Raw genomic sequence first — 21046 nt, forward strand, 5'->3', positions numbered from 1 at the left:
ACGCTCAACTTACCGTGGGGCCGGGAACCGCCGTCGGCTTTTCCTGCAGGCGTTGTAATTCGGTTTCGAGCAGTGCGATGCGCGCCTGCAGATCCGTTGAGGATTCCGTTCTTTCACTCATGCCCCAGCCGCGTTCCGGCCGATAGAGCGTCGCCCAGATCCACAGCAGCGGCCAAATGGCGTGCAGCGTAAACAGGCTGACCCAACCGGCAACGTGAATCGCATCCTGATGCGGGTGCCGGCGCTTTTTCGCCAGCAAATAAGGAATGTCATGAATAATAATGACGCCGTAGAATAATATCAGGAATACCGCAATCAGTACGCCTAACGCAAAATAGTTAAGAAACATGTAAAGTCCTGGTTGAGAATAATGGAAATAAATAATCTCTATAGCGTGTTATATTGTCTGATATCGTTGGCGATGGTATCGATGGCGTTCTTCACGTCGGTGACTTTCAGCTGTGCTTTCTCATTATTAAGATTTTCTCCCGAAGCCTTACGCACCACTTTAATCACAGGCTGGTTGGTCGCGGCATCGATAAACTCCCCTTCCATATAAACCGCGCTCTCCATGGTGCGGTGCCCGGTTACGCTTTGCGTGGCGGCGATCAGCAGCGTGATTGGCAAGACTTCATAGACCTGCAGCCCTTTCTTCTGCGTGTCGATCGCCGTGATGGCGCCGCGGAAAATCAGCGTATGCTCGCGCGGCATGTCCACCAGCGTAAAGTGGGTGCCCATCGCCTGTTTAAACTGCTGATTGGTGTAATTCAGGATATTGTCGAGCGCGCGTTGGCTGACCATTTCGCTCGGTTTCGGCCGCGGGAAATAGATCATCGGTTGATACACCAGATATTGATAACGGGAAAAATCGACGCTCTGATCCTTCCAATATAAAACGTCTTTACCGGACGCGGATTGGCCTTTGTTAATATCGTTATAATTGGTCAGAAAGGTCGAATATTTTTCTTTTTCGGTCACGGCGGACGAGCACGCGGCCAATAATAACAGCGCAGGTAAAATCACCGTTCTTGTTACTTTCATTGACGGATTTCTCTTTATTTATGTGGATAGCAAATAATCAAATCGAATGATACCCACCCGCCCGTGATAAGTCATATGACAATGCCGCCAAAGACGTATATCATTTTTGATATACATACTCATACGAGCCAGCCAGTGAAAGAGAAAGACTTCCGTATTGAAGAACTCAGGATTGTAAGCGTCATCGCCGAAACGGCGAGCGTCAGCAAAGCGGCGCAGCTGCTGGATATGCCGCAGTCGAATGTGTCGCGCGCCCTCACCGCGCTGGAGCGGCGGCTGGGTCTGGAACTGTTCTTGCGCGGCCCGCGCACTCTGTCACTGACCGAGTTCGGCGAACAATTCTTGCGCCGCGCCTCCCAGTTGCTGAACGAGCATAGCGATCTGCTCGATATGGCCGGCACCTATAAGCGCAGTATGAGCGGCATGGTCACGCTCGGCGCGCCGATCGGTATCCACGCTTTCCTGGCCAGCTATTTGCTGCCGCCGCTGCTGCACGCTGCGCCGGCGCTGACTGTCGATCTGGTGACCCGCAACCCCGACGAACGTGAGAAAAAATATGGCGCAGTATTCGACAGCGACTGCGATTTGCTGATCAGCTTTTTCCAGCCGCAAAACGAAAGCCTGATCGCCAGGCCCTTTACCCGTTTTCGCGTCGGGCTGTTCGCCGCGCCGGATTACATCGCCCGCATGCCGTTGAAGGAGCTGGATGAACTGTCGCAGCATCGCTGCATTACCTTGCGTATGCTGGGCGGCATCCGCAATACCTGGAGCGGCTACAATGCACAGGGGGAGTTGGTGCAGGTCGAGATCAACGGCGCCAGCGTCTGCGATAACATTCTGCCGGCGATCGAGCTGGCCAAACAGGGCCTGGGCATCGTCTACGCCCCGTATTATTCCGTGGCCGCCGAGCTGGATGCCGGCACACTGCAGCCTTGCCTGGCGCGCGAGCGCGGCATCGATATGCAGGCCTACCTGATCTACCGCCGGCGAGGCGTGTTGCCGCACCGCGTGCAGGTGACGATGGACAGCATCATGGAAAGTGTCAAACTGCACGCGCACCGGCTGATGTAACCAAGAAAAACCCCGCCGCAGCGGGGTTGAACGCCTCACATCAGCGCAAAATACCTCACCGCCCCTCTTTTTCCCCCAGGAAGAAATACCACAGCGGAATGGAAAGCAGCAGGGTGAACACCAGCGTATACAGCAACACCATCAGGCTCTGCATCACGATCATCTGGGCGCTCCAGGCACCGATCGGCAGCTGAAACTGCTCGACGGTGCCGCCGAGGATCGCCCGGCCCATCACGCAGCCAACCACCACCGCGACCGTCGCCACCGCCGCGCGGAACTTGCGCACCTCGGCGCGGCGGGCGGCCGCTTCCGGCGTTCCGTCCCGAAGGCCTTGCCGCTGGCCGCGCCAGCGCCATACGTCCACCAGCAACAACGCCGCGAGGCTCACGCCCATCACCGGCAGGCAATAACCCAGTACGGCTGCAACCAGCAGCGTGACGGCGCGCGCCGGCAGGGAAAGCGCCAGCCAGGCGGCAACCAGCGTATGCACCGGATGCTGCGCACCCGCCGCCGGGCGGCGACTCCACCACATGCGGTAACCCAGCACGATCGTCAGGCACAGCCCAAGGCCAAACGCCGCCAGCAGCAGCTGATTCGGCAAGCCGAACAGAATGCCCATGTGGGCGTCGATGCCCCAGCGGGTCAGCTTGGCGATGAGCGGGAAGGTGTCGAACCGCACCTGGTCGACGACGGCGAAGCTTTGCGGCGCGATGGCGACCGAGTCCACCTGCGTTGGCCAACTGCGATCCACTTCGGTCACCGTCCAGGCTTTGCCCTCGCCTTTCGGCTGGCGAAGCTCGACCTTAGCGGCGTCTATTCCGGCGGCGCGCGCGGCGTGCAGCGCCCGATCCCAATCGCCGTTCAGCGCATTGCTTTGCGCGGCAGGGCCCATCTTCATGCCAGGCATCATCCCGCGGTGCTCGGCGTGCGGATCGGCCGGCATCTGCGGCGCATCGGCCTGCAGGCTGGCGTTGACCTGCGGCGTCAGCCAGCCCAGGTTGGCCCGCAGCGCGTCGATGTTGCCGCCGGCCCACTGCGACCAGGTCAGCCCGGTAGCCGAGAAGAACAGCAGCCCGGCCAGCAGCGCTACGCCCAGCGTGATATGCCACTGGCGGTTAGCGGCGAAGCCCCCTTTCACCCTTTTCAGCTTGCGCTTCGGCCGCGTCGCCAGCCACAGCGCCACGCCGCCCAGCGCGGCCACCCACAGCCAGGAAGCCGCCAGCTCGCTGTAATTGCGGCCCATATCGCCGAGCAGCAGGCTGCTGTGCAGCTTATCCAGCCAGGTGCGCAGCGGCAGTACGCCGGAGGTGCCGTACACCGTCATATCGCCCTTGATCGCCAGGGTGTAAGGATCGACAAACAGCGCGCGCGACTCGGAAGCGCCCAGATCGGCTCCCACGAACTGTACGCGCGTGGTATCCGTCGCGCCGGGCGCCGGGCGCACGGCGTAAATGCGCGTCTCGGCACCCGCCACGCGGCGGGCGGCGGCGATTTGGTCGGCCAGCGATGTCGCCTGTCCGTGCGGTTCGGTGAAAAGCGCATCGCGATACAGCGCCTCTTCAAGCTGCGGGGTTAGCACATACAGCGTGCCGGTCAGTGCGGCGACCAGAATAAAAGGGGCAACCAGCAGGCCGATATAAAAATGCAGCCGTCTGATCAGGTTCAGCACCGCGCCTCGCGGCGATGCGGCAGGTGGAGTTTTGGTTATTGAAGACATGGCCTTTCTCGTTTTTCAAACTGTGTGCGCAGGCAAACCGTCCGCAGCGATACGGACGGCGTGACCCATGATCAAGCAATAGGGAAAAACGATTGGCCGGGTGGCCCGCGCGGGCTCGGCCGCAGATTAAGGCGCCGAATGGGCGGAGAAACGATGCGCGGCGCGCAAGGCAGGCGTGCGATGCGCGCCATCAGCCACAGCAGCGGGACGAATGTCCACAGCAGCAGCGGCACGTGGATCAGCAGCTCGCAGTAGCCGCAGAAAATCATCTCCGCCGGATCCATGCCGTGGTGGCCGGCATGCTCGGCGGCGGGCATCGCCATCCCGTGCATCTCGTGCGGCATGGCGGCTGCCGGCTGCGCCATGCCGCCCATCATCTGATGGTGCATCAGCAATTTCGACACCACCGGCGCCACAAACAGCAACAGCACCGCCATAATGGCGATGCAGGCGGTAAAGCGTTGCGGTAGCTGGCGTGGCACTCTCATCGCGGCGGCGAATGAATCCGGTCGGTGGCGAACAAGCGGCCAGTGTAACCCGCGATGCGCGATGAGGTGAATGAAAAGTCAGGTTTGTCTTACACGGCGGCGGCGATCACAGCACCCGCGAATAGACCCGCGAGGTCTCGCCCCAGGGGTGATACCCAAGCCCGTTATAAACGAAACCGCTGCGCTCGTAGTAACCCTCCAGATCGGTGCACAGGTGCAGCTGCGGGAAGCCCAACCGGCGAGTTTCCGCCGCCACATGCTCAATCAGCTTGGCGCCGCAGCCCCGGCCGCGCTGCGTTTCCTCTACGTAGAGCGCACACAGCCAGGGATACAGCTCGCCGCGGCTGATAAAGTCGTTGGTAATCAGCCCCGCACAGCCGAGGATCTGGTCATTTTCCATCAGCAGGTACCACTGCGGCAGCGGGTTGGCGGCGCCGAGGCTGCGGTTGATAGCGTCTTCATACATCATCAGCGTCTCTGCCGTGGCCCAGTGCCGCTGAAAATATGCAATGGCGCGCGGCGCCAGCTCGGGCGCTTGCCGCACCGAAATCATGTCCATCGTCATTCCCGTTATTCATGTTGTCAGCGTAGAATTATGCAGCAATATGCAGAGTATGGCAGCGGCATTCCGCCGCCGTCATTCATCCCAAGGAGTCATCATGACGCAAAACATCTATGACAATCAGGCCTTCTTCGACGGCTACGCGCAGCTCAGCCGCTCGCAGCACGGCCTGGACGGCGCGCCGGAATGGCCCGCCATCCGCCGCATCCTGCCGGACTTGCAGGGAAAAAGCGTGGTCGATCTCGGCTGCGGCTACGGCTGGTTTTGCCGCAGCGCGCGCGAACAGTGCGCAGCCAGCGTGCTGGGGCTGGACGTCTCGGAAAAGATGCTGGCCAAGGCGCGGGAGATGACCGCCGACGCGGGCATCGAGTACCGCCGGCAAGATTTGGCGCAGCTGCAGCTGCCGCCGGAAAGTTACGATCTGGTCTACAGCTCGCTGACGCTGCACTACCTCGAGGATCTGGCCGCGCTGTTCGCCACGGTTTACGCCGCGCTGAAACCCGGCGGGCAGTTCATCTTCACCGCCGAGCACCCGATCTACACCGCCCCGGCGCAGCAGGGTTGGCTGACCGACGGCAACGGGCAGAAATCCTGGCCGGTCAACGGCTACCAGCGGGAAGGCCAGCGCGTCTCCAACTGGCTGGCGGAAGGCGTCATCAAGCAGCACCGCACGCTCGGCAGCTATATCAACCCGCTGGCGCAGCAAGGATTTATCATCCAGCATTTGAACGAATGGGGCCCCAGCGCGCAGCAAATCGCCGCTACCCCGGCGCTGGACGAAGAGCAGGAACGCCCGATGATCTTCATTCTCGCCGCCCGCAAACCCGCCTGATGCTTGCCTGATTCACCTGCAGTACACCATTAACACCGCCAAATTTGGGGAGGTCGCCTCCCCCCAACATTACTCACCAATCGGCAGATACCCCTGCCACAGCGGCCGGGCCGGTTTGCCGTGCGGGTTGGCCCGCAGATGAACGTGATAACCCTGCAACGCCTGCAGCAGCAGGCAGTCGTCCACCTCGGCCAGGTCATCCTTGTGCTGCTGCGCGCTGTCGGTCAGCAGCACTCGTTTGGCTTTGTCTTTCGCCTCGTCGGCGGAGCGCGCCACGAACAGGCCGAACTGGTGCAGTTCCGCCAGCTCATCGCTGCGGTAACCGCCCACGTTAACGAAAAACAGCTTCTCTTCACCGGCGAACGGCGCAGGCTCCAGACTCACGTCGTAACCGTCCGCCCAGTCGATGCGCGCATAGCCGTCGACATGCACCTTGCGCTTATCGCCGAACCACTTTTCGCGCAGCAGTGGATACGCCTCATCCGGCCGATCCGCCGCCGCGAACTGCACGTCGTGCAACTCAATATTGGCGCCCGGCGCCGTACCGCCCACATAAAACATCAATAATCCCGGCATGTTAGTCTGCTCTCCCTGGTGATAATCGCTGTATAAGTTAATACATAACGAAACATCTGCCAACGGTAGCGCCATTCTGTGTTATCAATAGGTGAGGTTTAATCTGTTGTGGAGGAACGCATGGCATTCAATATCGGTGATTTTGTACAACGCACCACCGGCGGCCCAAAGATGACCGTGGTGGCGATCGACGGCGAAACCCTGGTTTGCAGCTGGAATGAACTGGGTAAAGAGCAGCGCACGGAGGTGCAGGCCAGCGAGGTGGCGCTGTACCACGAAGACGGCGATTTCGGCGTCTGCTGAACGCTCGGGGCGCGCGCCGCGCCCCGTTATCGCCTCAGGCGCGAATGTCCTGATAGGCTGGCGTGGTATCAAACTCATGCTTGGCGAACGGGCACAGCGGAATGATTTTACGCTGCTCAGCGCGCATTTTCTCCACCACCAGCGCCACCAGCTTTTTGCCGACGCCCTGCCCCTTCAATGACTCATCCACCCAGGTGTGATCGATAATGGTCAGCTTGTCCCCGCTCGGCACGAAAGAGATCTCGGCGATCAACTTGCCGTGCTCGTCATTGATATAAAAACGCTTCTCGTCCGCCAGTATTTTATGATCCATATTATTTCTCCCTATATTTCAGTGCGCCGCTGGGGCAAGTGTCGATAACGCGTTTCACTTCGGCCGCGTCGGCATTGTCCGGCATAATCCACGGCCGGCGGTTCAGGGTAAAAATAGCCGCGTTGCCACGCACGCAGTTGGCGGAATGGCGGCATATCGCGCTGTTAAAATAAACGTCAATCTTGTCGCCGGAATAACGGCGGTAACCGGCGGCGGTCAATTCCTCATCCATCACGACCTCACATTGCCTGTTTTATTGTTTTTGCTCCAGGCTCAAGTATAGGCAATGTCGCCGGCTTCACCACGCGTCTCGCCCAACGAAAAAAGTGGCGCAACCGCCCGTCGCCGCTAGAAAAAAACGTAAATTGTTCTAATCTTTATACAGTAAGACAACATAATTCCGACAGTGGCTAAGGAGTTCGAAATGGGTGATAGCTCAAAAGACGGCGTAATTCTGCTGTCCCGCATATTGCTGATGATTCTGTTTATCATTTTCGGCTGGATGAAACTGGTCAACTTCGGTGCGACCGTCACGGCGATGGAAGGTTACGGCACGCCGATGCCTTATTTGGCGGCGATCGTTGCCGTGGTGGTGGAGTTTATTTTCGGCATCGCGCTTATTCTCGGCCTGTTTACTCGCCCTATCGCGGTCATTTTCGCCCTCTATGTTTTGGGCACCGCGTTTATCGGCCATCCATTCTGGAAAATGACCGGTATGGAAATGATGGGCAACGAAATCAACTTCTTTAAAAACATCAGCATCATTGGTGGTTTGCTGTTGCTGGCGGTGACCGGCGCCGGCCGTTATTCGCTGGACTATAAAATATTTAATAAATAATTCATCGATGGCCGGCGTCTATCGCCGGCCATTTTATTTCGGCAATCCTTTCAACGGCTACGCTTGGCGTGGCGCTCAAAGTTTTCCGCCCTGGCCTGCACCGATTTACGCAGCGTGACGTAGCAGGCGCCCTCGCCGCCGTCGCGCGGTAAGGCGCGGCAAAACGCCTGCACCTGCTCAAACTGCGCCAGCCATTTGGCGACGTAACTGCGCACGATATTCGGATGGCTGTCGTTCTGCCGCCCGCGGCCATGCACGATCAGCAGCGAACGCAGGTTTTGTGTCTCCGCCTGCACGATGAAGCGAAACAGCGCCTGCCGGCTGGCTTCGACCGACTGACGCAGCAGGTTCAGCGACGCCTGCGGCGGGTAACGCCCGTTGCGCAGCTTGTCCAGCACGCCCTGCTGAATGCCTTCTCCTTTGAACTCCAGCGGCTGTTCGCAGGGGATCACCTCGAGAAAATCGGTGCTGAGGAAGTTTTCCTGCCGCAGCCGCTGTGCTTCGCGCCGCGCGCTTTTGTCCACCGTCTCCTGCGGCCGGAGGTGCAACGTCTGCCGCCCGTTCGCCAGCGGCACCACGTCCGCCATCGCCTGTTCAAAAAAGTCTTTTTCCTGCTCGCTCATGTTCCACCTCTCTTGAACGGCAGCCTTTACGGCCGGGAATGGGGTCGATTGTAAGACGCCTTGCCACGGTTGCAAGCCGGGAATTGTCAGCGGCATGTGTCTCATTTGTCGTCAACGGGTGAGCTTGCGAACAGTTTTCGCTATACTGCTAAGCCATCATTGAGTGCCGCAAAGGATCGAGCCCATGACAATGCGCGAGCTGGAAATCCAGTTTCAAAATGCGATGAATGAGTTGCAGAGCAGCTTCGAACGGCAACACCGCGAATGGCAGCAGAGCTACCAGGCGCTGCAGCAACTGCTGGAAGAAGCCAAACAGCGCGAAGCCGCGCTGCGGGCGCAGAATGAACAACTGGCACGCAAGCTGAGCACCGCCAGTTCGGTGCCGGAACAACATGCGCTGGTGAAGCAGATCAAAATGCTTGGCGCCCATCTCGACGCGTTGGCCAAAGACGCGGCCACCTTTAACCACCATCTGCGCCAGCAGAGCGCGGTCGGTAATTTCAGCGGCGAACAGCATTGATAGCGGGCGCTGTCGCACAGCGCCTCTCCCTCTTCTGGCGTATTGAGAGTGTAATAAAGCCTAAATGACCTGGATCATCCTCGCCGTCCTGATCGTCGTATTTATTATCGGTTACCGCATTCTGACGTCCGACACCCGCAAAGCCATCGATTCGCTGGCCCATCTGCTGAGGGTCAAACCGATGCTGATCGAATCGATGATCCAGGAAATGGGCGGCCGCCAAAGCCAGACCTTTATCCGCATGCTGAACAACGGCTACACCGAAGAGATGCACCAGGCCGCTTACCTGCTGTTCATCTATCTGACGTTCATCAAACAGGCGGACGACGAACAGATTGCCCTGTGGCGCGACGTGCTGCTGCGCGCCGGGCTGTCGCCGGAGCTGCACGCCGAGCACACCGAAGCGGCGCTGTTTTACTTCGCCGAGCTGGATATCGATGCATTTGAACTGGCGCAGTTCCGCCGCGCCTACAATGAGCGTTTCAACCGCGAAGCGTTGGCCCACGGCTGATCGCGTCCCCCGGGCGGGGGACCGATTACAGGAACATGCTGTAGAGGTAGCGCGACAGCGCTTCGCGCGAGCTGAAGCCGTGTGCGATGCCGTAACGCAGGTTCGGGGCGTCGCTGCTTAAATCCAGGGGAAACTCCAGATACTGCTCGCTGGTGCGCACCGGGGAGGTCGGCGTGGCGAAATGCACGCTTCTCTCTTTCAACGCCGGGTGGATCACCAATGCGGTTCTGCCCATCCGCGCTTCGCGATTCACATACACATAATGCGTACCCTTGCGGTAGCCATAGGCCTGATCGGTGACATAATCACGCTCAAAGCCGGTATTCTCCAACACTTTAGCCACTTCATCCGGCCGTAAATACATCGATTCCTCCTCTCATTCTGGACCGCTGAGCGACCTTACCGTAATCATTCACCGAAACAACGATTTTCTGGGGAGGAATCCGGGTTTCGGACTATTCCTGAATCAGCGCCGGCTGCGCTGCAGCAGACGCAGGGTGAGCAGCACCCCGATCGCCACCAGCAGTGCCGCCGCCAGATAGATCGACGGCACGCCCGCTTGCCCAATCAGCAGCCCGGCCAGCGGGCCGGTGATGCCCAACGCCAGGTCGAGGAACGCCGAATAAGTGCCGAGCGCCGTGCCCTGGTTCTGCGGCGGCACCTGTTTCACCGCCTCAACGCCCAGCGCCGGGAACACCAGCGAAAAACCGGCGCCGGCCAGCAACGCGCCGGTTTGCACCATCCAGGGTTCGCCGGCCTGCCAGATCAACAGCAGCCCGACGATCTCGACCAGAAACGATGCCAGCGTCACCTTCAACCCGCCGTGGCGGTTGATGACGTTGCTGAAGATCAGGCGGATGCCGACAAAGGCGCAGCTGAACAGCGTCAGCGAAAACGCCGCGCCGCTCCAGCCCTTGTCGGCGTAGTAAAGGGTGATGAACGTGGCGATGACGCCGAAGCCGACGGTGCCCATCGCCAGCCCGAGACCATAGGCCCAGATGCGGCCGAACACCGCGCTGAAGGCGATGCGCTGCCCGGCGGCGATCGAGACGTCCAGCTTGCCGCTCGCCAACAGCAGCGCCACCGCGACCGCCAGCACGATCAGCGCCGCCACTCCGGCCAAGCCCCACTGATGATTCAGGTACACGCCGAGCGGCGCGCCGGCCGCCATCGCCCCGTAGGTGGCGACGCCGTTCCAGGAAATCACCCGTGCGGTGTGCATCGCCCCGACCCGGCCGATGCCCCACAGCGTGGAACCGGTGCTGGCGAAGCTTTCGCCAATGCCGAGAAACACCCGCCCCACGCACAGCAACAGCAGGCTGAGCCACGGATAACCGTCAACGCCAAACGCCAGCGCGTAAAACAGCCCGCTGGCGCCGCAGCACGTCAGGCCGAACAGCACCACCTTCTTCGGCCCCAGCTGATCGGCGTAGCGCCCGGCATGCGGGCGGCTGAACAGCGTGGCGAAGTATTGCGCACTGATGATAAGGCCCGCCAACACCGAGTTGTAGCCCAGGTGGTCATGCACAAATCCCGGCAGCACCGCCAGCGGCAGGCCGATGGTCAGGTAGCAGACGAAGGTGAACATCACCACGGACAGAATGCGTCGGTTCAGCTGGAAGTTATTTTCTGCGGTCATCGAAGGTGGCTCGCATCGGACGGGGTAGACGAAGCCCTCCAGCATACCCCGATGAGATTTGATGATAAATGAGAGAGTGATAACGAATTATTATTTCGCTAACGGTTTGTCGCCACCCGCACGCGCAGAAAATCGATAAACGCCCGCACCTTCTCCGGCACATGACGGGTATTCGGGTAGAGCGCATAGATGCTCTGCTCGGGGAAACGGTGATCCGGCAGCAACCGCTGCAGCCTGCCGGCGTCGATCTCGGGCTGCGCCAGCCACGCCGGCAACAGCGCCACCCCGGCGCCATGCAGGGCGAACGCCAGCAATGCCGCGGCGCTGTCGCCGGTGAGCGTCGCAGCGTCCGCCACCTTGAACAGCACCGCTTCGCGCTGCGGCGTGACCACCTGCCAACTGAGCGGCGAACTGAGCCGGCTGTGGGCGATCCACTGCGCCTGCGCCAGATCCGTCAGTGAATGAATCGGCCGGTCGGCCAGATAATCCGGCGCCGCCACCGGAAAAATGGCGAAGCTGTCGATCAACGCCGCGCGGTGGCTGGAATCCGCCAGCTGGCCCAGGCGGATCGCCACGTCGAAGCGCTCCGAGATCAGATCGGCATGATAAGAAGAAGAGACATGCTGGATGCGCAGGCGCGGATGCTGGCGCGAAAACGCCGCCAGCGCCGGCGCCACCACCTGCGCGCCGTACTCCGGCGTGCTGGTGATGCGCAGCACGCCGCTCAGCCCGTGATGATCGCGACGCACGTCGTCGAGCACGTTCTCCGCCTCCTGCAACAGCTGCAGGCTGCGCTGGTAGAAGCGTTCGCCGGCATCGGTCAGCGATAATCGGCGGGTGCTGCGCGCCAGCAGTGACACCCCCAGCTCATTCTCCAGCTGCTTGACGTTAAAGCTCACCACCGCCTTGGTTTGCCCCAGCGCCGCCGCCGCTGCGGTAAAGCTGCCCGCCTCCACCACCGCCGCGAAGATCGCCAGGCGCTGCAAATTCAGCATTTCGCCGCCCTTATTGTCAAAATGATTTTGACAGTGTAATCGCCCGCCGCCGATTTATCCGCACTTTTCCCCCCGCTACACTGCTCGCCTTCAACCGGAGGCACCATGTCTTATCGCAGCAAAGTGGCAATCGTCTATCTGCTCGGCTTTTTCGTCGATTTGATCAATATGTTTATCGCCAACGTCGCCTACCCCGCCATCGGCCAGGCGATGCGGGCGTCGGTCAGCCAACTGGCGTGGGTCAGCAACGGCTATATTCTCGGCCTGACGCTGGTGATCCCGCTCAGCGCCTGGCTGGCGCAGCGCATCGGCGGGCGGCGGGTGTTTCTGCTCTCGCTGGCGCTGTTCATGCTGGCCACCCTCGGCGCGGGCAACGCCGAGAGCATCGGGGCGCTGATCGGCTGGCGCACCCTGCAGGGCATGGGCGGCGGCTTGCTGATCCCCATCGGCCAGACGCTGACCTATCAGCTGTATCGCAGCCATGAACGCGCCGGGCTGTCTGCGGCCATCATGTTAGTCGGGCTGCTGGCGCCGGCGCTGTCACCGGCGCTGGGCGGCTGGCTCGTCGATCGGTTGGACTGGCGCTGGGTGTTTTTCGCCAACCTGCCGCTGGCGGCTCTGGCCCTGGCGCTGGCGGCGCTGTGGCTGCGCGCGGAAGCGCCGACGGCGGCGCGTAAACCGCTCGACGCCACGGGGCTGCTGAGCGGCTGCGCGGCGCTGACGCTGCTGCTGCTCGGCCTGACCCGGCTGAGCGAGGCCGGCCATCAGGCTTCCGGCGCGGCGCTGCTGGCCGCCGGCCTGCTGGTGCTGGCCTATTATTTGCGCCATAGTCTGCGCACCCCGCAGCCGCTGCTGAACCTGCGGCTGGTCGGCGATCCGCTGCTGCGCAACGCCATGGCGGTTTATTTATGCATTCCCGGCCTGTTCATCGGCGTCAGCCTGGTGGCGATGCTGTATCTGCAAAACCAGCTGGGGATGTCCGCCGCACAGGTCGGCGGCCTGATGCTGCCCTGGGCGCTGGCATCGTTCCTGGCCATCACGCTGACCGGCAAAACCTTTAACCGCCTTGGCCCGCGGCCGCTTTTGATCGTCGGCTGCCTGCTGCAAGGCGCCGGCATGCTGACGTTGGCGCAGATCGATCAGGCCGGGCAGCACGCGCTGCAGATCGCCGCCTTCGCCCTGATGGGGTTCGGCGGCAGCCTGTGCAGCAGCACCGCGCAGAGCAGCGCGTTCCTGCAGATCCCCGACGCTCAGCTTGCGGACGCCAGCGCGCTGTGGAACATCAACCGCCAACTCAGTTTTTGCCTCGGCGTGGCGCTGCTCAGCCTGCTGCTGAATCTGCTGCTGGCCGTGTTGCCGCCCGCGGCGGCTTACCGCACCTGCTTCATTCTGGCGGGCAGCAGCGTACTTATCCCGCTGCTGCTGTGCCTGCGCCTCGCCAACCGCGCCATCGTGCGCCAACTCAACGCTCAACAGGATGCTTTATGAACCCGTATTTTACCGAAGTGATCGACGCCCACATCGCCATTGAACGCTGGCTGGGCAAAGGGGCCGGAGAAGAGCAAGCGCTGCTGGCGCGCTTTACTCCGGATTTCAGCATGATCGCGCTGAACGGCGCCCCGCTGGATTTCACCGCGCTGTGCGCTTTTTTCCGCGCGCATCGCGCCGCCAAACCGGGACTGGAAATCGAGATAGAAGAGATGAAGCTGGTGGCCGAATGGCCGACGGGCGCGGTAGTCAGCTACCGGGAAAAACAGAGTCTGCCGGGGCAAAGCGCCACGCTGCGCTACTCCACGGTGGTGTTTGAACGCCTGCCCGACGCGCTCGGCTGGCGGCATTTGCACGAAACCGCCGCGGCGCAATAATTACAGGAAGCTGCCGGCCAGAAACAGTTCCCAACCGACGATCACCCCGCACAGGGTTACCGCGCTGAAAATGACTTCAAACAGATAGCGATGGATCATCGTGAGTAGCCTCAAAAGAAGACACCCGGAAAGACCGGGTGTCTGGAATACGGGCTGTAGAGTGCGGAACCTTGTCGGTTCCGCAAACATCACTTAATTAAGCTTTTTTACCGGCTTTTTTGTGGTGTTTTTTAGCGGCCTGAGCTTTCTGCACTGGCGCTTTTTTGTGGTGTTTTTTAGCAGCCTGGGCTTTCTGAGCCGGCGCTTTTTTGTGGTGCTTTTTAGCGGCCTGAGCTTTCTGGGCTGGCGCTTTTTTGTGGTGCTTGGCTTTCTTGTGGTGCGTTGCTTTAGCTGGCGCTTTTTCAGCAGCCGCCGCTGGCGCAGCGGTAGTGGTGGTCGCAGCTGGCGCGGTGGTGGTAGCCGGAGCAGTAGCTGCAGTATCAGCAGCGAAAGCAACAGAAGACAGACCCATAGTGGCAGCAACGATCAGCGCTAATACTTTTTTCATCTTTAAATCCTCAGAGTGTTGTTTCGGTAAGCTCCGGTGGAGCCGTTGAAACAGATACTAGTGGAATCAAACCGCCGTTTCCGTGAGTGATTGGTTTCGCCGAGTAACCAAATGTACAAAGCCCAGGTGCCGGCAAACACCTGCGTGACGGCGGTTTTTTTCCGTGATCGGCCACGCAAATCTCGGCATGGTCTACACTTAAAAGACATGTGTCGAAATGGAGAGCTGAATGTTTAAGAAAGCGGAAAGAACAGAACGCGACATCGATCAGGACGTCACTCTGTTGGCCGATACGCTGGATGAAGTGTTGCGCGAGTCCGGTGACAAGACCAAAGAGGAACTGAAAGAGCTGCACAGCAAGGCGAAAGGCGTGTTGCGCGACGCCCGGGCGCGGTTCAACGGCTCCACCAGTCTGACACAGCATGCGCGCGACGCGGTCGATCAAGCCGACAGCTATGTGCGTGACAAACCTTGGCAGGGCGTAGGGATCGGTGCCGCCGTCGGCATCGTGCTCGGCGTGCTGCTGGCCCGGCGTTAACACCCCTGCAGTCATAAAGATAAAACAGATGTGCGTCTGGCCCGCGGAAATCGCGGGCCGTTTAATTTGCGTGTTTAAACAGCTGCGCTAGCCCCTGCACCGCCCGCTCCGCCTCCTCTCGCCGGCTGAAATTGGCGAACCCCAACAGTAACCCCTGCCCTGCCGGATGGTCGATGCGCCAGTCTGAGAGCGCCTGCACCGCCAGCCCCTGTTGCCACGCCTGCGCCGCCAAGGGCGCATCCGCCATGCCGTCGCACAGCCGGGCCAACAGCTGAATGCCGCCCTGCTGCGGCACCACCGTCAGCCACGCCTCCAGTCGCCGTTCCAGCGCCTGCGTCAGCCACTCGCGCCGCTGGCGGTACAACGGCCGCATGCGTTTCAGGTGGCGGTAGAAATGCCCTTGGCGGATGAAATCCGCCACGCTTGCCTGCAGCAACGGCGGGCAGCCGCAGCCGCGCAGCCGGCTGCTGCGCGCGAATGCCTCCGTCAGACCGGCGGGCACTACCAAATAAGCCATGCGCAGCGCCGGGAACAGCGTTTTGCTGAAGGTGCCGGCATACAGCACCCGCCCCTGAACGTCGAGGCTTTTCAGCGGCGGCAATGGTCGCCCGTGATAGCGAAACTCGCTGTCGTAGTCATCCTCGAGGATCCAGGCCCCGCGCTGCTGCGCCCAGTCGAGCAGCGCCATCCGCCGCGCCAGGCTGAGCGAGACGCCGAGCGGGCTCTGATGAGTCGGTGTGACCACCGCCAGCCGCGCCTCGGGCTCCGTCAGAATACCGGCGGCCACGTCCATGCCCTGTTCATCCACCGGCACGGCGACCGGCCTCACGCCGGCGGCCCGCAGCAGCGGGCGCGTAACCGGATAACCGGGATCTTCAATCCATACCGCGTCACCGGCGTGCAACAGCGTCTCCACCACCCAGTCCAACAGCGCCGGGTAGCCGGCGCAGAGGAAAATCTGCTCCGGCTGGCAGCTGATGCCGCGCGACAAATGCAGATAATGGGCGATCGCCTCACGCAGTGAGGGCAGGCCGCCGGCCGGCGGCAGCGCCAGGGAAGCCACCGTAGAACCGCGCAGCTGGCGGGCGACAATGCGCTGCCACAGCGCACGTGGAAACGCATCCAGCGCCGGCACGCCCAGTTGGAAAGGCTGCAGCATGCCCTGCGGCTGCAGCGGATCGGGCGCCACCGCCGGCAGCGGCGGTGCAGCGGACGCCGCCCCCTGCATGGGCGGCAACTGCGGCGAGACATAGGTGCCTGCCTGCCCCCGGCTCAGCAAGAAACCTTCGGCAATAAGTTGCGCGTAGGCGCTTTCCACCGTGGCGCGCGCCACGCCAAGATCGCTCGCCAACCCGCGCACCGAAGGCAGCCGGCTGCCCGCCGCCAGGTTGCCCTGGGCGATGGCGTCTTTGATTCGCAGATAAATCTGCCGGTACAGCGGTTCGGCGAGCTGGCTGTCCAAACGCAGCGAGGTCAGGAAAGTTGGCATCATGGCCCGGTTAAATAATCATTTTATGGCCCTATAGCATAGACCATAAGGCCGCTAAAGTAGCGGCATGATTTCGTTACTATCGATTGAGGTTGACCATGATTAAGCCACGTTTGAATTACGCCGAGCTGGCGCCCGCCCCGTACAAAAATATGGTGAGCGCGCTGATGGCGCTGGAGAAAGGCGCTCTGGACAAAGCGACCATCGAGTTGATGTTTATGCGCGTTTCGCAGATCAACGGCTGCGCCTACTGCCTGGACATGCACGGCAAAGCGCTGCGCGAAAGCGGCTTCAGCCATGCCAAGCTGGATACGCTGGCGGGCTGGCGCGTCAGCCATGAATTCAACGAGCGTGAACGCGCGGCGCTGGAATGGGCCGAGTCGGTGACGCTGATCGCCGCCACCGGCGCGCCGGACAGCGCTTTTGAGGCGCTGAAAGCGCACTTCAGCGATACCGAGATCGCCGATCTGACCTTCGCCATCAGCATCATGAACGCCTTCAACCGGCTGGCCGTCAGCATGCGCCAATAATGCGTTCGCCTCCCCCTCTTCTCTGAGAGGGGGGAATTTCCCACCCGCAAAAAAATTTTCCCCTCGCCTTCCCAGCTCCGACGCGGTCTGCGCACCCAACCCCATAAAACACCATATATAGCGTGGTTGATAAAACAAACATCAACATATAGTATTTTATAGGTCAACCGCAGGGAATGTCGTTCGGTTGATAACGCCGTCAGAAACGCCAGGAACGATGCTCCGTTCTCTGACTTGTCCGCCTTTCCTTCAGCCTAAAGGTAAATGCGAATCATGAGCATTATTATTTACAGTAAGCCGGACTGTGTCCAGTGCAACGCCACCTATCGCGCATTTGATAAGCAGGGGATTGATTATCAGGTGATCGATCTCACCCAGGATCAGCAGGCGCTGAACCACGTTAAATCATTAGGTTATCAGCAGGTTCCGGTGATTATCGCCGGTGACGATCACTGGTCCGGTTTCCGGCCGGACAAAATCGGCGCGCTGGCGCTCACCTGCTGAGGTTCGACGATGAATCCGCTGGTCTATTTCTCCAGCAGTTCGGAGAACACCCACCGATTCGTTGAGAAACTGGGCCTGCCGGCGATCCGCATTCCGATCGCCGGCGCCCGCAGCAAATTGCTGATGGAACAACCCTATATCTTGATCGTGCCCAGCTATGGCGGCGGCAGCGCCGTCGGCGCGGTGCCGATCCAGGTGATCCGCTTTCTCAACGTTCCGCAAAACCGTTCATACCTGCGCGGCGTCATCGCCGCCGGGAACACCAACTTCGGCGCAGCGTACGGCATCGCCGGCGACATCATCGCCAAAAAATGCCAGGTGCCTTTTTTGTACCGCTTCGAGCTGCTCGGCACCGCGCAAGACGTTGAAAACGTTCGACAGGGAGTAACCGCATTTTGGCAACGACAGAACTGACCAGGCCCGAGACGGGCGCGCTGGATTACCATTCGCTCAACGCGATGCTCAATCTTTACGATGCGGAAGGCCGGATCCAGTTCGACAAGGATCGGCTGGCGGCGCGGCACTACTTCCTGCAGCACGTCAACCAAAACACCGTGTTCTTCCATAACCTGGAGGAAAAGCTGCGCTATCTGGTGGAAGAAGGCTACTACGAGCCGCAGGTGCTGGCGCAGTACGAGTTCCCGTTTATCAAGCAGCTGTTCCAGCAGGCCTACGCCAAAAAATTCCGCTTCGAGACCTTCCTCGGCGCCTTCAAGTACTACACCAGCTATACGCTCAAAACCTTCGACGGCAAGCGCTATCTGGAACGCTACGAAGATCGGGTGTGCATGGTGGCGATGACGCTGGCGGCGGGCGATACCGCCCTGGCTCAGGATCTGGTGGAGGAGATGATTTCGGGCCGCTTCCAGCCGGCCACGCCGACCTTCCTCAACTGCGGCAAACGCCAGCGCGGTGAGCTGGTCTCCTGCTTCCTGCTGCGCATCGAAGACAATATGGAATCGATCGGCCGGGCGGTGAACTCCGCGCTGCAGCTGTCGAAACGCGGCGGCGGCGTGGCCTTCCTGCTGAGCAATATTCGCGAGGTGGGCGCGCCGATCAAGCGCATCGAGAACCAGTCTTCCGGCGTCATTCCGATCATGAAAATGCTCGAAGACGCCTTCTCCTATGCCAACCAGCTCGGCGCGCGCCAGGGAGCCGGCGCGGTGTATCTCAACGCCCACCACCCGGATATCCTGCGTTTTCTCGACACCAAGCGGGAAAACGCCGACGAGAAGATCCGTATCAAGACGCTGTCGCTGGGGGTGGTGATCCCGGATATTACCTTTGAGCTGGCGAAGAACAACGAAGAGATGTACCTGTTCTCGCCCTACGACGTCGAGCGGGTGTATGGCATGCCGCTGTCTGAAATCAGCGTCAGTGAAAAATACCGCGAGATGGTGGACGACAAGCGCATCCGCAAGTCGCGCATCAACGCGCGCGAGTTCTTCCAGGTGCTGGCGGAGATCCAGTTCGAATCCGGCTACCCGTATGTCATGTTCGAGGACACGGTCAACCGGGAGAACCCGATCGCCGGGCGCATCAACATGAGCAATCTGTGTTCGGAGATCCTGCAGGTCAACCGCGCCAGTACGTATCATGAAGATCTGAGCTACGATCGCATCGGCAAGGACATCTCCTGCAACCTAGGCTCGCTGAACATCGCCAAAACCATGGACGCGCCGGACTTCGGCAAAGCGATCGAGACCGCGATCCGTGCGCTGACCGCGGTGGCCGACATGAGCGACATCCGCTCGGTGCCGTCGATCGCCGAAGGCAACCGCAGCGCCCGCGCCATCGGTCTCGGCCAGATGAACCTGCACGGTTACCTGGCGCGCGAGCGCATCTTCTACGGCTCGGAAGAAGGCATCGACTTCACCAATCTCTATTTCTATACCGTGGCCTATCACGCCATCCGCGCCTCTAACCGGCTGGCGATCGAGCGCGGCGGCGCCTTTGACGGCTTTGAGCACTCTCGCTATGCCAGCGGCGAGTACTTCGACAAATATACCGAACGCGACTGGCTGCCGCAGACCGAGCGGGTGCGCGAGCTGTTCGCCTCCGCCGGTATCGCCATTCCGGGCCGCGACGAGTGGCGCGCGCTGCGCCAGTCGGTGATGATGCACGGGCTGTACAACCAGAACCTGCAGGCGGTGCCGCCGACCGGCTCCATCTCGTACATCAACAACGCCACCTCCAGCATTCATCCGATCGTTTCGCGCATCGAGATCCGCAAGGAAGGCAAGATCGGCCGCGTTTACTACCCGGCGCCTTACATGACCAACGACAACCTGGCGTATTATCAGGATGCCTACGAGATTGGCCCGGAGAAAATCATCGATACCTATGCCGCCGCCACGCAACACGTCGATCAGGGGCTGTCGCTGACGTTGTTCTTCCGCGATACCGCCACTACCCGCGACATCAACCGCGCGCAGATCTACGCCTGGCGCAAAGGCATCAAGACCATTTACTACATCCGCCTGCGCCAGATGGCGCTGGAAGGCACCGAGGTGCAGGGCTGCGTGTCCTGCTCGCTGTGAGGCAACTTATGACGACCGTAACATCGGCGCCGCTGGTGCGCGCCATCAACTGGAACATCATCGAAGACGACAAGGATCTGGAGGTGTGGAACCGCCTGACCTCCAACTTCTGGCTGCCGGAGAAGGTGCCGCTGTCCAACGATATCCCCTCCTGGGCCACGCTGACGCCAAAGGAGCAACAGCTGACCATTCGGGTGTTCACCGGGCTGACGCTGCTGGACACCATCCAGAACACCGTCGGCGCGCCGGCCCTGATCGCCGATGCGCTGACGCCGCACGAAGAGGCGGTGTACTCCAACATCAGTTTTATGGAGGCGGTGCACGCCCGCTCTTACAGCTCAATCTTCTCCACCCTGTGCCAAACGCCGGACGTGGATGACGCCTATCGCTGGAGCGAGGAAAACCGTGCGCTGCAGAAGAAAGCCGGCATCATTCTGGCGCACTACCGCAGCGACGATCCGCTGCTGAAAAAAGTCGCCAGCGTGTTCCTCGAGTCGTTCCTGTTCTATTCGGGCTTTTACCTGCCGATGTACTGGTCCAGCCGCGCCAAGCTGACCAACACCGCCGATCTGATCCGTCTGATCATTCGCGACGAAGCGGTGCACGGCTACTATATCGGCTATAAGTTCCAGAAAGGGCTGGAGAAAGTGGACGCTGCACGGCGCCAACAGGTGAAAAACTTCGCCTTCGATCTGCTGCAGGATCTGTACGACAACGAGGTGCGTTACACCGAGGAGCTGTACGACGGCGTCGGCTGGACGGAAGACGTGAAGACCTTCCTGCACTACAACGCCAACAAGGCGCTGATGAACCTCGGGTATGAAGCGCTGTTCCCACCGGCGATGGCGGAGGTCAACCCGGCTATCCTGTCGGCGCTGTCGCCGAACGCCGACGAAAACCACGACTTCTTCTCCGGCTCAGGGTCGTCCTACGTTATCGGCAAGGCGGTCAACACCGAGGATGAGGACTGGGATTTCTGAGGCTGGCTAGCCGTATCAGGAATA

Annotated in this window: 28 protein-coding genes; 14 read left to right on the forward strand and 14 right to left on the reverse strand. The window is 60.6% G+C overall.

The features are described from left to right. Nucleotides 1–4 precede the first annotated feature (4 nt). Nucleotides 5–349: a DUF3302 domain-containing protein gene (locus ACJ8IJ_RS06925; protein ID WP_015378821.1), complete on the reverse strand. Its 345-nt coding sequence runs from the start codon at nt 347–349 to the stop codon at nt 5–7. A gap of 38 nt (nt 350–387) precedes the next feature. After that, the gene (locus ACJ8IJ_RS06930; protein ID WP_004929005.1) at nt 388–1041 is read right to left on the reverse strand and encodes a DUF3313 domain-containing protein; all 654 of its coding nucleotides are present in this window, start codon (nt 1039–1041) and stop codon (nt 388–390) included. 135 nt (nt 1042–1176) lie between these two features. Between ACJ8IJ_RS06930 and ACJ8IJ_RS06935 the strand changes: the two genes are divergently transcribed. Further along, nucleotides 1177–2112: a LysR family transcriptional regulator gene (locus ACJ8IJ_RS06935; protein ID WP_082997558.1), complete on the forward strand. Its 936-nt coding sequence runs from the start codon at nt 1177–1179 to the stop codon at nt 2110–2112. Nucleotides 2113–2167: 55 nt separating this feature from the next. Here ACJ8IJ_RS06935 and ACJ8IJ_RS06940 read toward each other — a convergent pair whose 3' ends face one another. From ACJ8IJ_RS06940 to ACJ8IJ_RS06950, 3 genes are all read right to left on the reverse strand, one after another. Beyond that, on the reverse strand, nt 2168–3829 hold the full coding sequence (locus ACJ8IJ_RS06940) for a DUF2534 family protein (protein WP_165491285.1): 1662 nt from the start codon (nt 3827–3829) through the stop codon (nt 2168–2170). 71 nt (nt 3830–3900) lie between these two features. After that, on the reverse strand, nt 3901–4317 hold the full coding sequence (locus tag ACJ8IJ_RS06945; RefSeq protein ID WP_257214287.1) for a DUF2946 domain-containing protein: 417 nt from the start codon (nt 4315–4317) through the stop codon (nt 3901–3903). Between the two features lie 106 nt (nt 4318–4423). After that, nucleotides 4424–4876 carry a GNAT family N-acetyltransferase gene (locus tag ACJ8IJ_RS06950; protein ID WP_080116054.1) on the reverse strand — a complete coding sequence of 151 codons (453 nt, stop codon included), beginning with the start codon at nt 4874–4876 and terminating at the stop codon, nt 4424–4426. A 100-nt stretch (nt 4877–4976) separates the two neighbouring features. Between ACJ8IJ_RS06950 and ACJ8IJ_RS06955 the strand changes: the two genes are divergently transcribed. Then, nucleotides 4977–5711: a class I SAM-dependent methyltransferase gene (locus tag ACJ8IJ_RS06955; protein ID WP_131165096.1), complete on the forward strand. Its 735-nt coding sequence runs from the start codon at nt 4977–4979 to the stop codon at nt 5709–5711. Between the two features lie 69 nt (nt 5712–5780). On the opposite strand, the gene ACJ8IJ_RS06960 is transcribed toward ACJ8IJ_RS06955, so the two are convergent. After that, the gene (locus ACJ8IJ_RS06960) at nt 5781–6287 is read right to left on the reverse strand and encodes a DUF1543 domain-containing protein (protein WP_131165097.1); all 507 of its coding nucleotides are present in this window, start codon (nt 6285–6287) and stop codon (nt 5781–5783) included. Nucleotides 6288–6407: 120 nt separating this feature from the next. On the opposite strand from ACJ8IJ_RS06960, the gene ACJ8IJ_RS06965 reads away from it, so the two are divergent. Then, nucleotides 6408–6590: a YodC family protein gene (locus tag ACJ8IJ_RS06965; protein ID WP_015378856.1), complete on the forward strand. Its 183-nt coding sequence runs from the start codon at nt 6408–6410 to the stop codon at nt 6588–6590. 34 nt (nt 6591–6624) lie between these two features. On the opposite strand, the gene ACJ8IJ_RS06970 is transcribed toward ACJ8IJ_RS06965, so the two are convergent. Further along, entirely contained in the window at nt 6625–6903 is a 279-nt protein-coding gene (locus ACJ8IJ_RS06970; protein WP_033644139.1) for a GNAT family N-acetyltransferase, read from the reverse strand. Nucleotide 6904: 1 nt separating this feature from the next. After that, nucleotides 6905–7135, reverse strand: a complete 231-nt coding sequence (locus ACJ8IJ_RS06975) for a (4Fe-4S)-binding protein (protein ID WP_016929825.1) — start codon at nt 7133–7135, stop codon at nt 6905–6907. Between the two features lie 192 nt (nt 7136–7327). Here ACJ8IJ_RS06975 and ACJ8IJ_RS06980 point away from each other — a divergent pair, with 192 nt between their 5' ends. Then, nucleotides 7328–7741, forward strand: coding sequence for a DoxX family protein (locus ACJ8IJ_RS06980; RefSeq protein WP_004928980.1), 414 nt, complete (start codon nt 7328–7330; stop codon nt 7739–7741). A 50-nt stretch (nt 7742–7791) separates the two neighbouring features. On the opposite strand, the gene smrA is transcribed toward ACJ8IJ_RS06980, so the two are convergent. Then, a complete protein-coding gene (smrA, locus tag ACJ8IJ_RS06985; RefSeq protein WP_131165098.1) occupies nt 7792–8364 on the reverse strand; it encodes a DNA endonuclease SmrA in 573 nt (190 codons plus the stop codon). A gap of 184 nt (nt 8365–8548) precedes the next feature. Between smrA and ACJ8IJ_RS06990 the strand changes: the two genes are divergently transcribed. After that, nucleotides 8549–8884, forward strand: coding sequence for an MbeD/MobD family mobilization/exclusion protein (locus ACJ8IJ_RS06990; protein WP_004928976.1), 336 nt, complete (start codon nt 8549–8551; stop codon nt 8882–8884). A 64-nt stretch (nt 8885–8948) separates the two neighbouring features. After that, nucleotides 8949–9395, forward strand: coding sequence for a DUF1198 family protein (locus tag ACJ8IJ_RS06995; protein ID WP_004928974.1), 447 nt, complete (start codon nt 8949–8951; stop codon nt 9393–9395). 25 nt (nt 9396–9420) lie between these two features. Here the strand turns inward: ACJ8IJ_RS06995 and ACJ8IJ_RS07000 are convergent, their stop codons facing one another. From ACJ8IJ_RS07000 to ACJ8IJ_RS07010, 3 genes are all read right to left on the reverse strand, one after another. Then, entirely contained in the window at nt 9421–9759 is a 339-nt protein-coding gene (locus tag ACJ8IJ_RS07000; protein ID WP_004928971.1) for a DUF2002 family protein, read from the reverse strand. Nucleotides 9760–9861: 102 nt separating this feature from the next. After that, the gene (locus tag ACJ8IJ_RS07005) at nt 9862–11034 is read right to left on the reverse strand and encodes an MFS transporter (RefSeq protein WP_442518382.1); all 1173 of its coding nucleotides are present in this window, start codon (nt 11032–11034) and stop codon (nt 9862–9864) included. Between the two features lie 98 nt (nt 11035–11132). Then, the gene (locus ACJ8IJ_RS07010; RefSeq protein WP_442518383.1) at nt 11133–12029 is read right to left on the reverse strand and encodes a LysR substrate-binding domain-containing protein; all 897 of its coding nucleotides are present in this window, start codon (nt 12027–12029) and stop codon (nt 11133–11135) included. A 105-nt stretch (nt 12030–12134) separates the two neighbouring features. Here ACJ8IJ_RS07010 and ACJ8IJ_RS07015 point away from each other — a divergent pair, with 105 nt between their 5' ends. Beyond that, a complete protein-coding gene (locus tag ACJ8IJ_RS07015) occupies nt 12135–13517 on the forward strand; it encodes an MFS transporter (RefSeq protein WP_049187029.1) in 1383 nt (460 codons plus the stop codon). Next, entirely contained in the window at nt 13514–13894 is a 381-nt protein-coding gene (locus tag ACJ8IJ_RS07020) for a DUF4440 domain-containing protein (RefSeq protein WP_004928958.1), read from the forward strand. The genes ACJ8IJ_RS07015 and ACJ8IJ_RS07020 overlap by 4 nt, the downstream gene beginning before the upstream one ends. Nucleotides 13895–14090: 196 nt before the next feature. Here ACJ8IJ_RS07020 and asr read toward each other — a convergent pair whose 3' ends face one another. Beyond that, a complete protein-coding gene (gene asr / locus ACJ8IJ_RS07025; protein ID WP_004928953.1) occupies nt 14091–14441 on the reverse strand; it encodes an acid resistance repetitive basic protein Asr in 351 nt (116 codons plus the stop codon). A gap of 229 nt (nt 14442–14670) precedes the next feature. On the opposite strand from asr, the gene ACJ8IJ_RS07030 reads away from it, so the two are divergent. Beyond that, nucleotides 14671–14979 (forward strand): DUF883 family protein, encoded by a 309-nt coding sequence (locus ACJ8IJ_RS07030; RefSeq protein WP_004928950.1) that lies wholly within the window; start codon nt 14671–14673, stop codon nt 14977–14979. A 61-nt stretch (nt 14980–15040) separates the two neighbouring features. Here the strand turns inward: ACJ8IJ_RS07030 and pdxR are convergent, their stop codons facing one another. Further along, entirely contained in the window at nt 15041–16471 is a 1431-nt protein-coding gene (gene pdxR / locus ACJ8IJ_RS07035) for a MocR-like pyridoxine biosynthesis transcription factor PdxR (RefSeq protein ID WP_131165101.1), read from the reverse strand. A 95-nt stretch (nt 16472–16566) separates the two neighbouring features. Here pdxR and ACJ8IJ_RS07040 point away from each other — a divergent pair, with 95 nt between their 5' ends. The 5 genes from ACJ8IJ_RS07040 (at nt 16567) to nrdF (ending at nt 21022) form a co-directional block, all read left to right on the forward strand. Next, the gene (locus tag ACJ8IJ_RS07040; protein ID WP_131165102.1) at nt 16567–16998 is read left to right on the forward strand and encodes a carboxymuconolactone decarboxylase family protein; all 432 of its coding nucleotides are present in this window, start codon (nt 16567–16569) and stop codon (nt 16996–16998) included. A gap of 273 nt (nt 16999–17271) precedes the next feature. After that, nucleotides 17272–17502 carry a glutaredoxin-like protein NrdH gene (nrdH, locus tag ACJ8IJ_RS07045; RefSeq protein ID WP_004928934.1) on the forward strand — a complete coding sequence of 77 codons (231 nt, stop codon included), beginning with the start codon at nt 17272–17274 and terminating at the stop codon, nt 17500–17502. A gap of 9 nt (nt 17503–17511) precedes the next feature. Continuing rightward, nucleotides 17512–17916 (forward strand): class Ib ribonucleoside-diphosphate reductase assembly flavoprotein NrdI, encoded by a 405-nt coding sequence (nrdI, locus tag ACJ8IJ_RS07050; RefSeq protein WP_015378865.1) that lies wholly within the window; start codon nt 17512–17514, stop codon nt 17914–17916. Next, on the forward strand, nt 17898–20042 hold the full coding sequence (nrdE, locus tag ACJ8IJ_RS07055) for a class 1b ribonucleoside-diphosphate reductase subunit alpha (protein ID WP_442518384.1): 2145 nt from the start codon (nt 17898–17900) through the stop codon (nt 20040–20042). The genes nrdI and nrdE overlap by 19 nt, the downstream gene beginning before the upstream one ends. An 8-nt stretch (nt 20043–20050) precedes the next feature. Beyond that, nucleotides 20051–21022 (forward strand): class 1b ribonucleoside-diphosphate reductase subunit beta, encoded by a 972-nt coding sequence (nrdF, locus tag ACJ8IJ_RS07060; protein ID WP_004928917.1) that lies wholly within the window; start codon nt 20051–20053, stop codon nt 21020–21022. Nucleotides 21023–21046 lie beyond the last annotated feature (24 nt).

Origin of the sequence: Serratia sp. CY40230 (assembly GCF_052168835.1) — a bacterium.
Taxonomy (GTDB): Bacteria; Pseudomonadota; Gammaproteobacteria; order Enterobacterales; family Enterobacteriaceae; genus Serratia; species Serratia nematodiphila.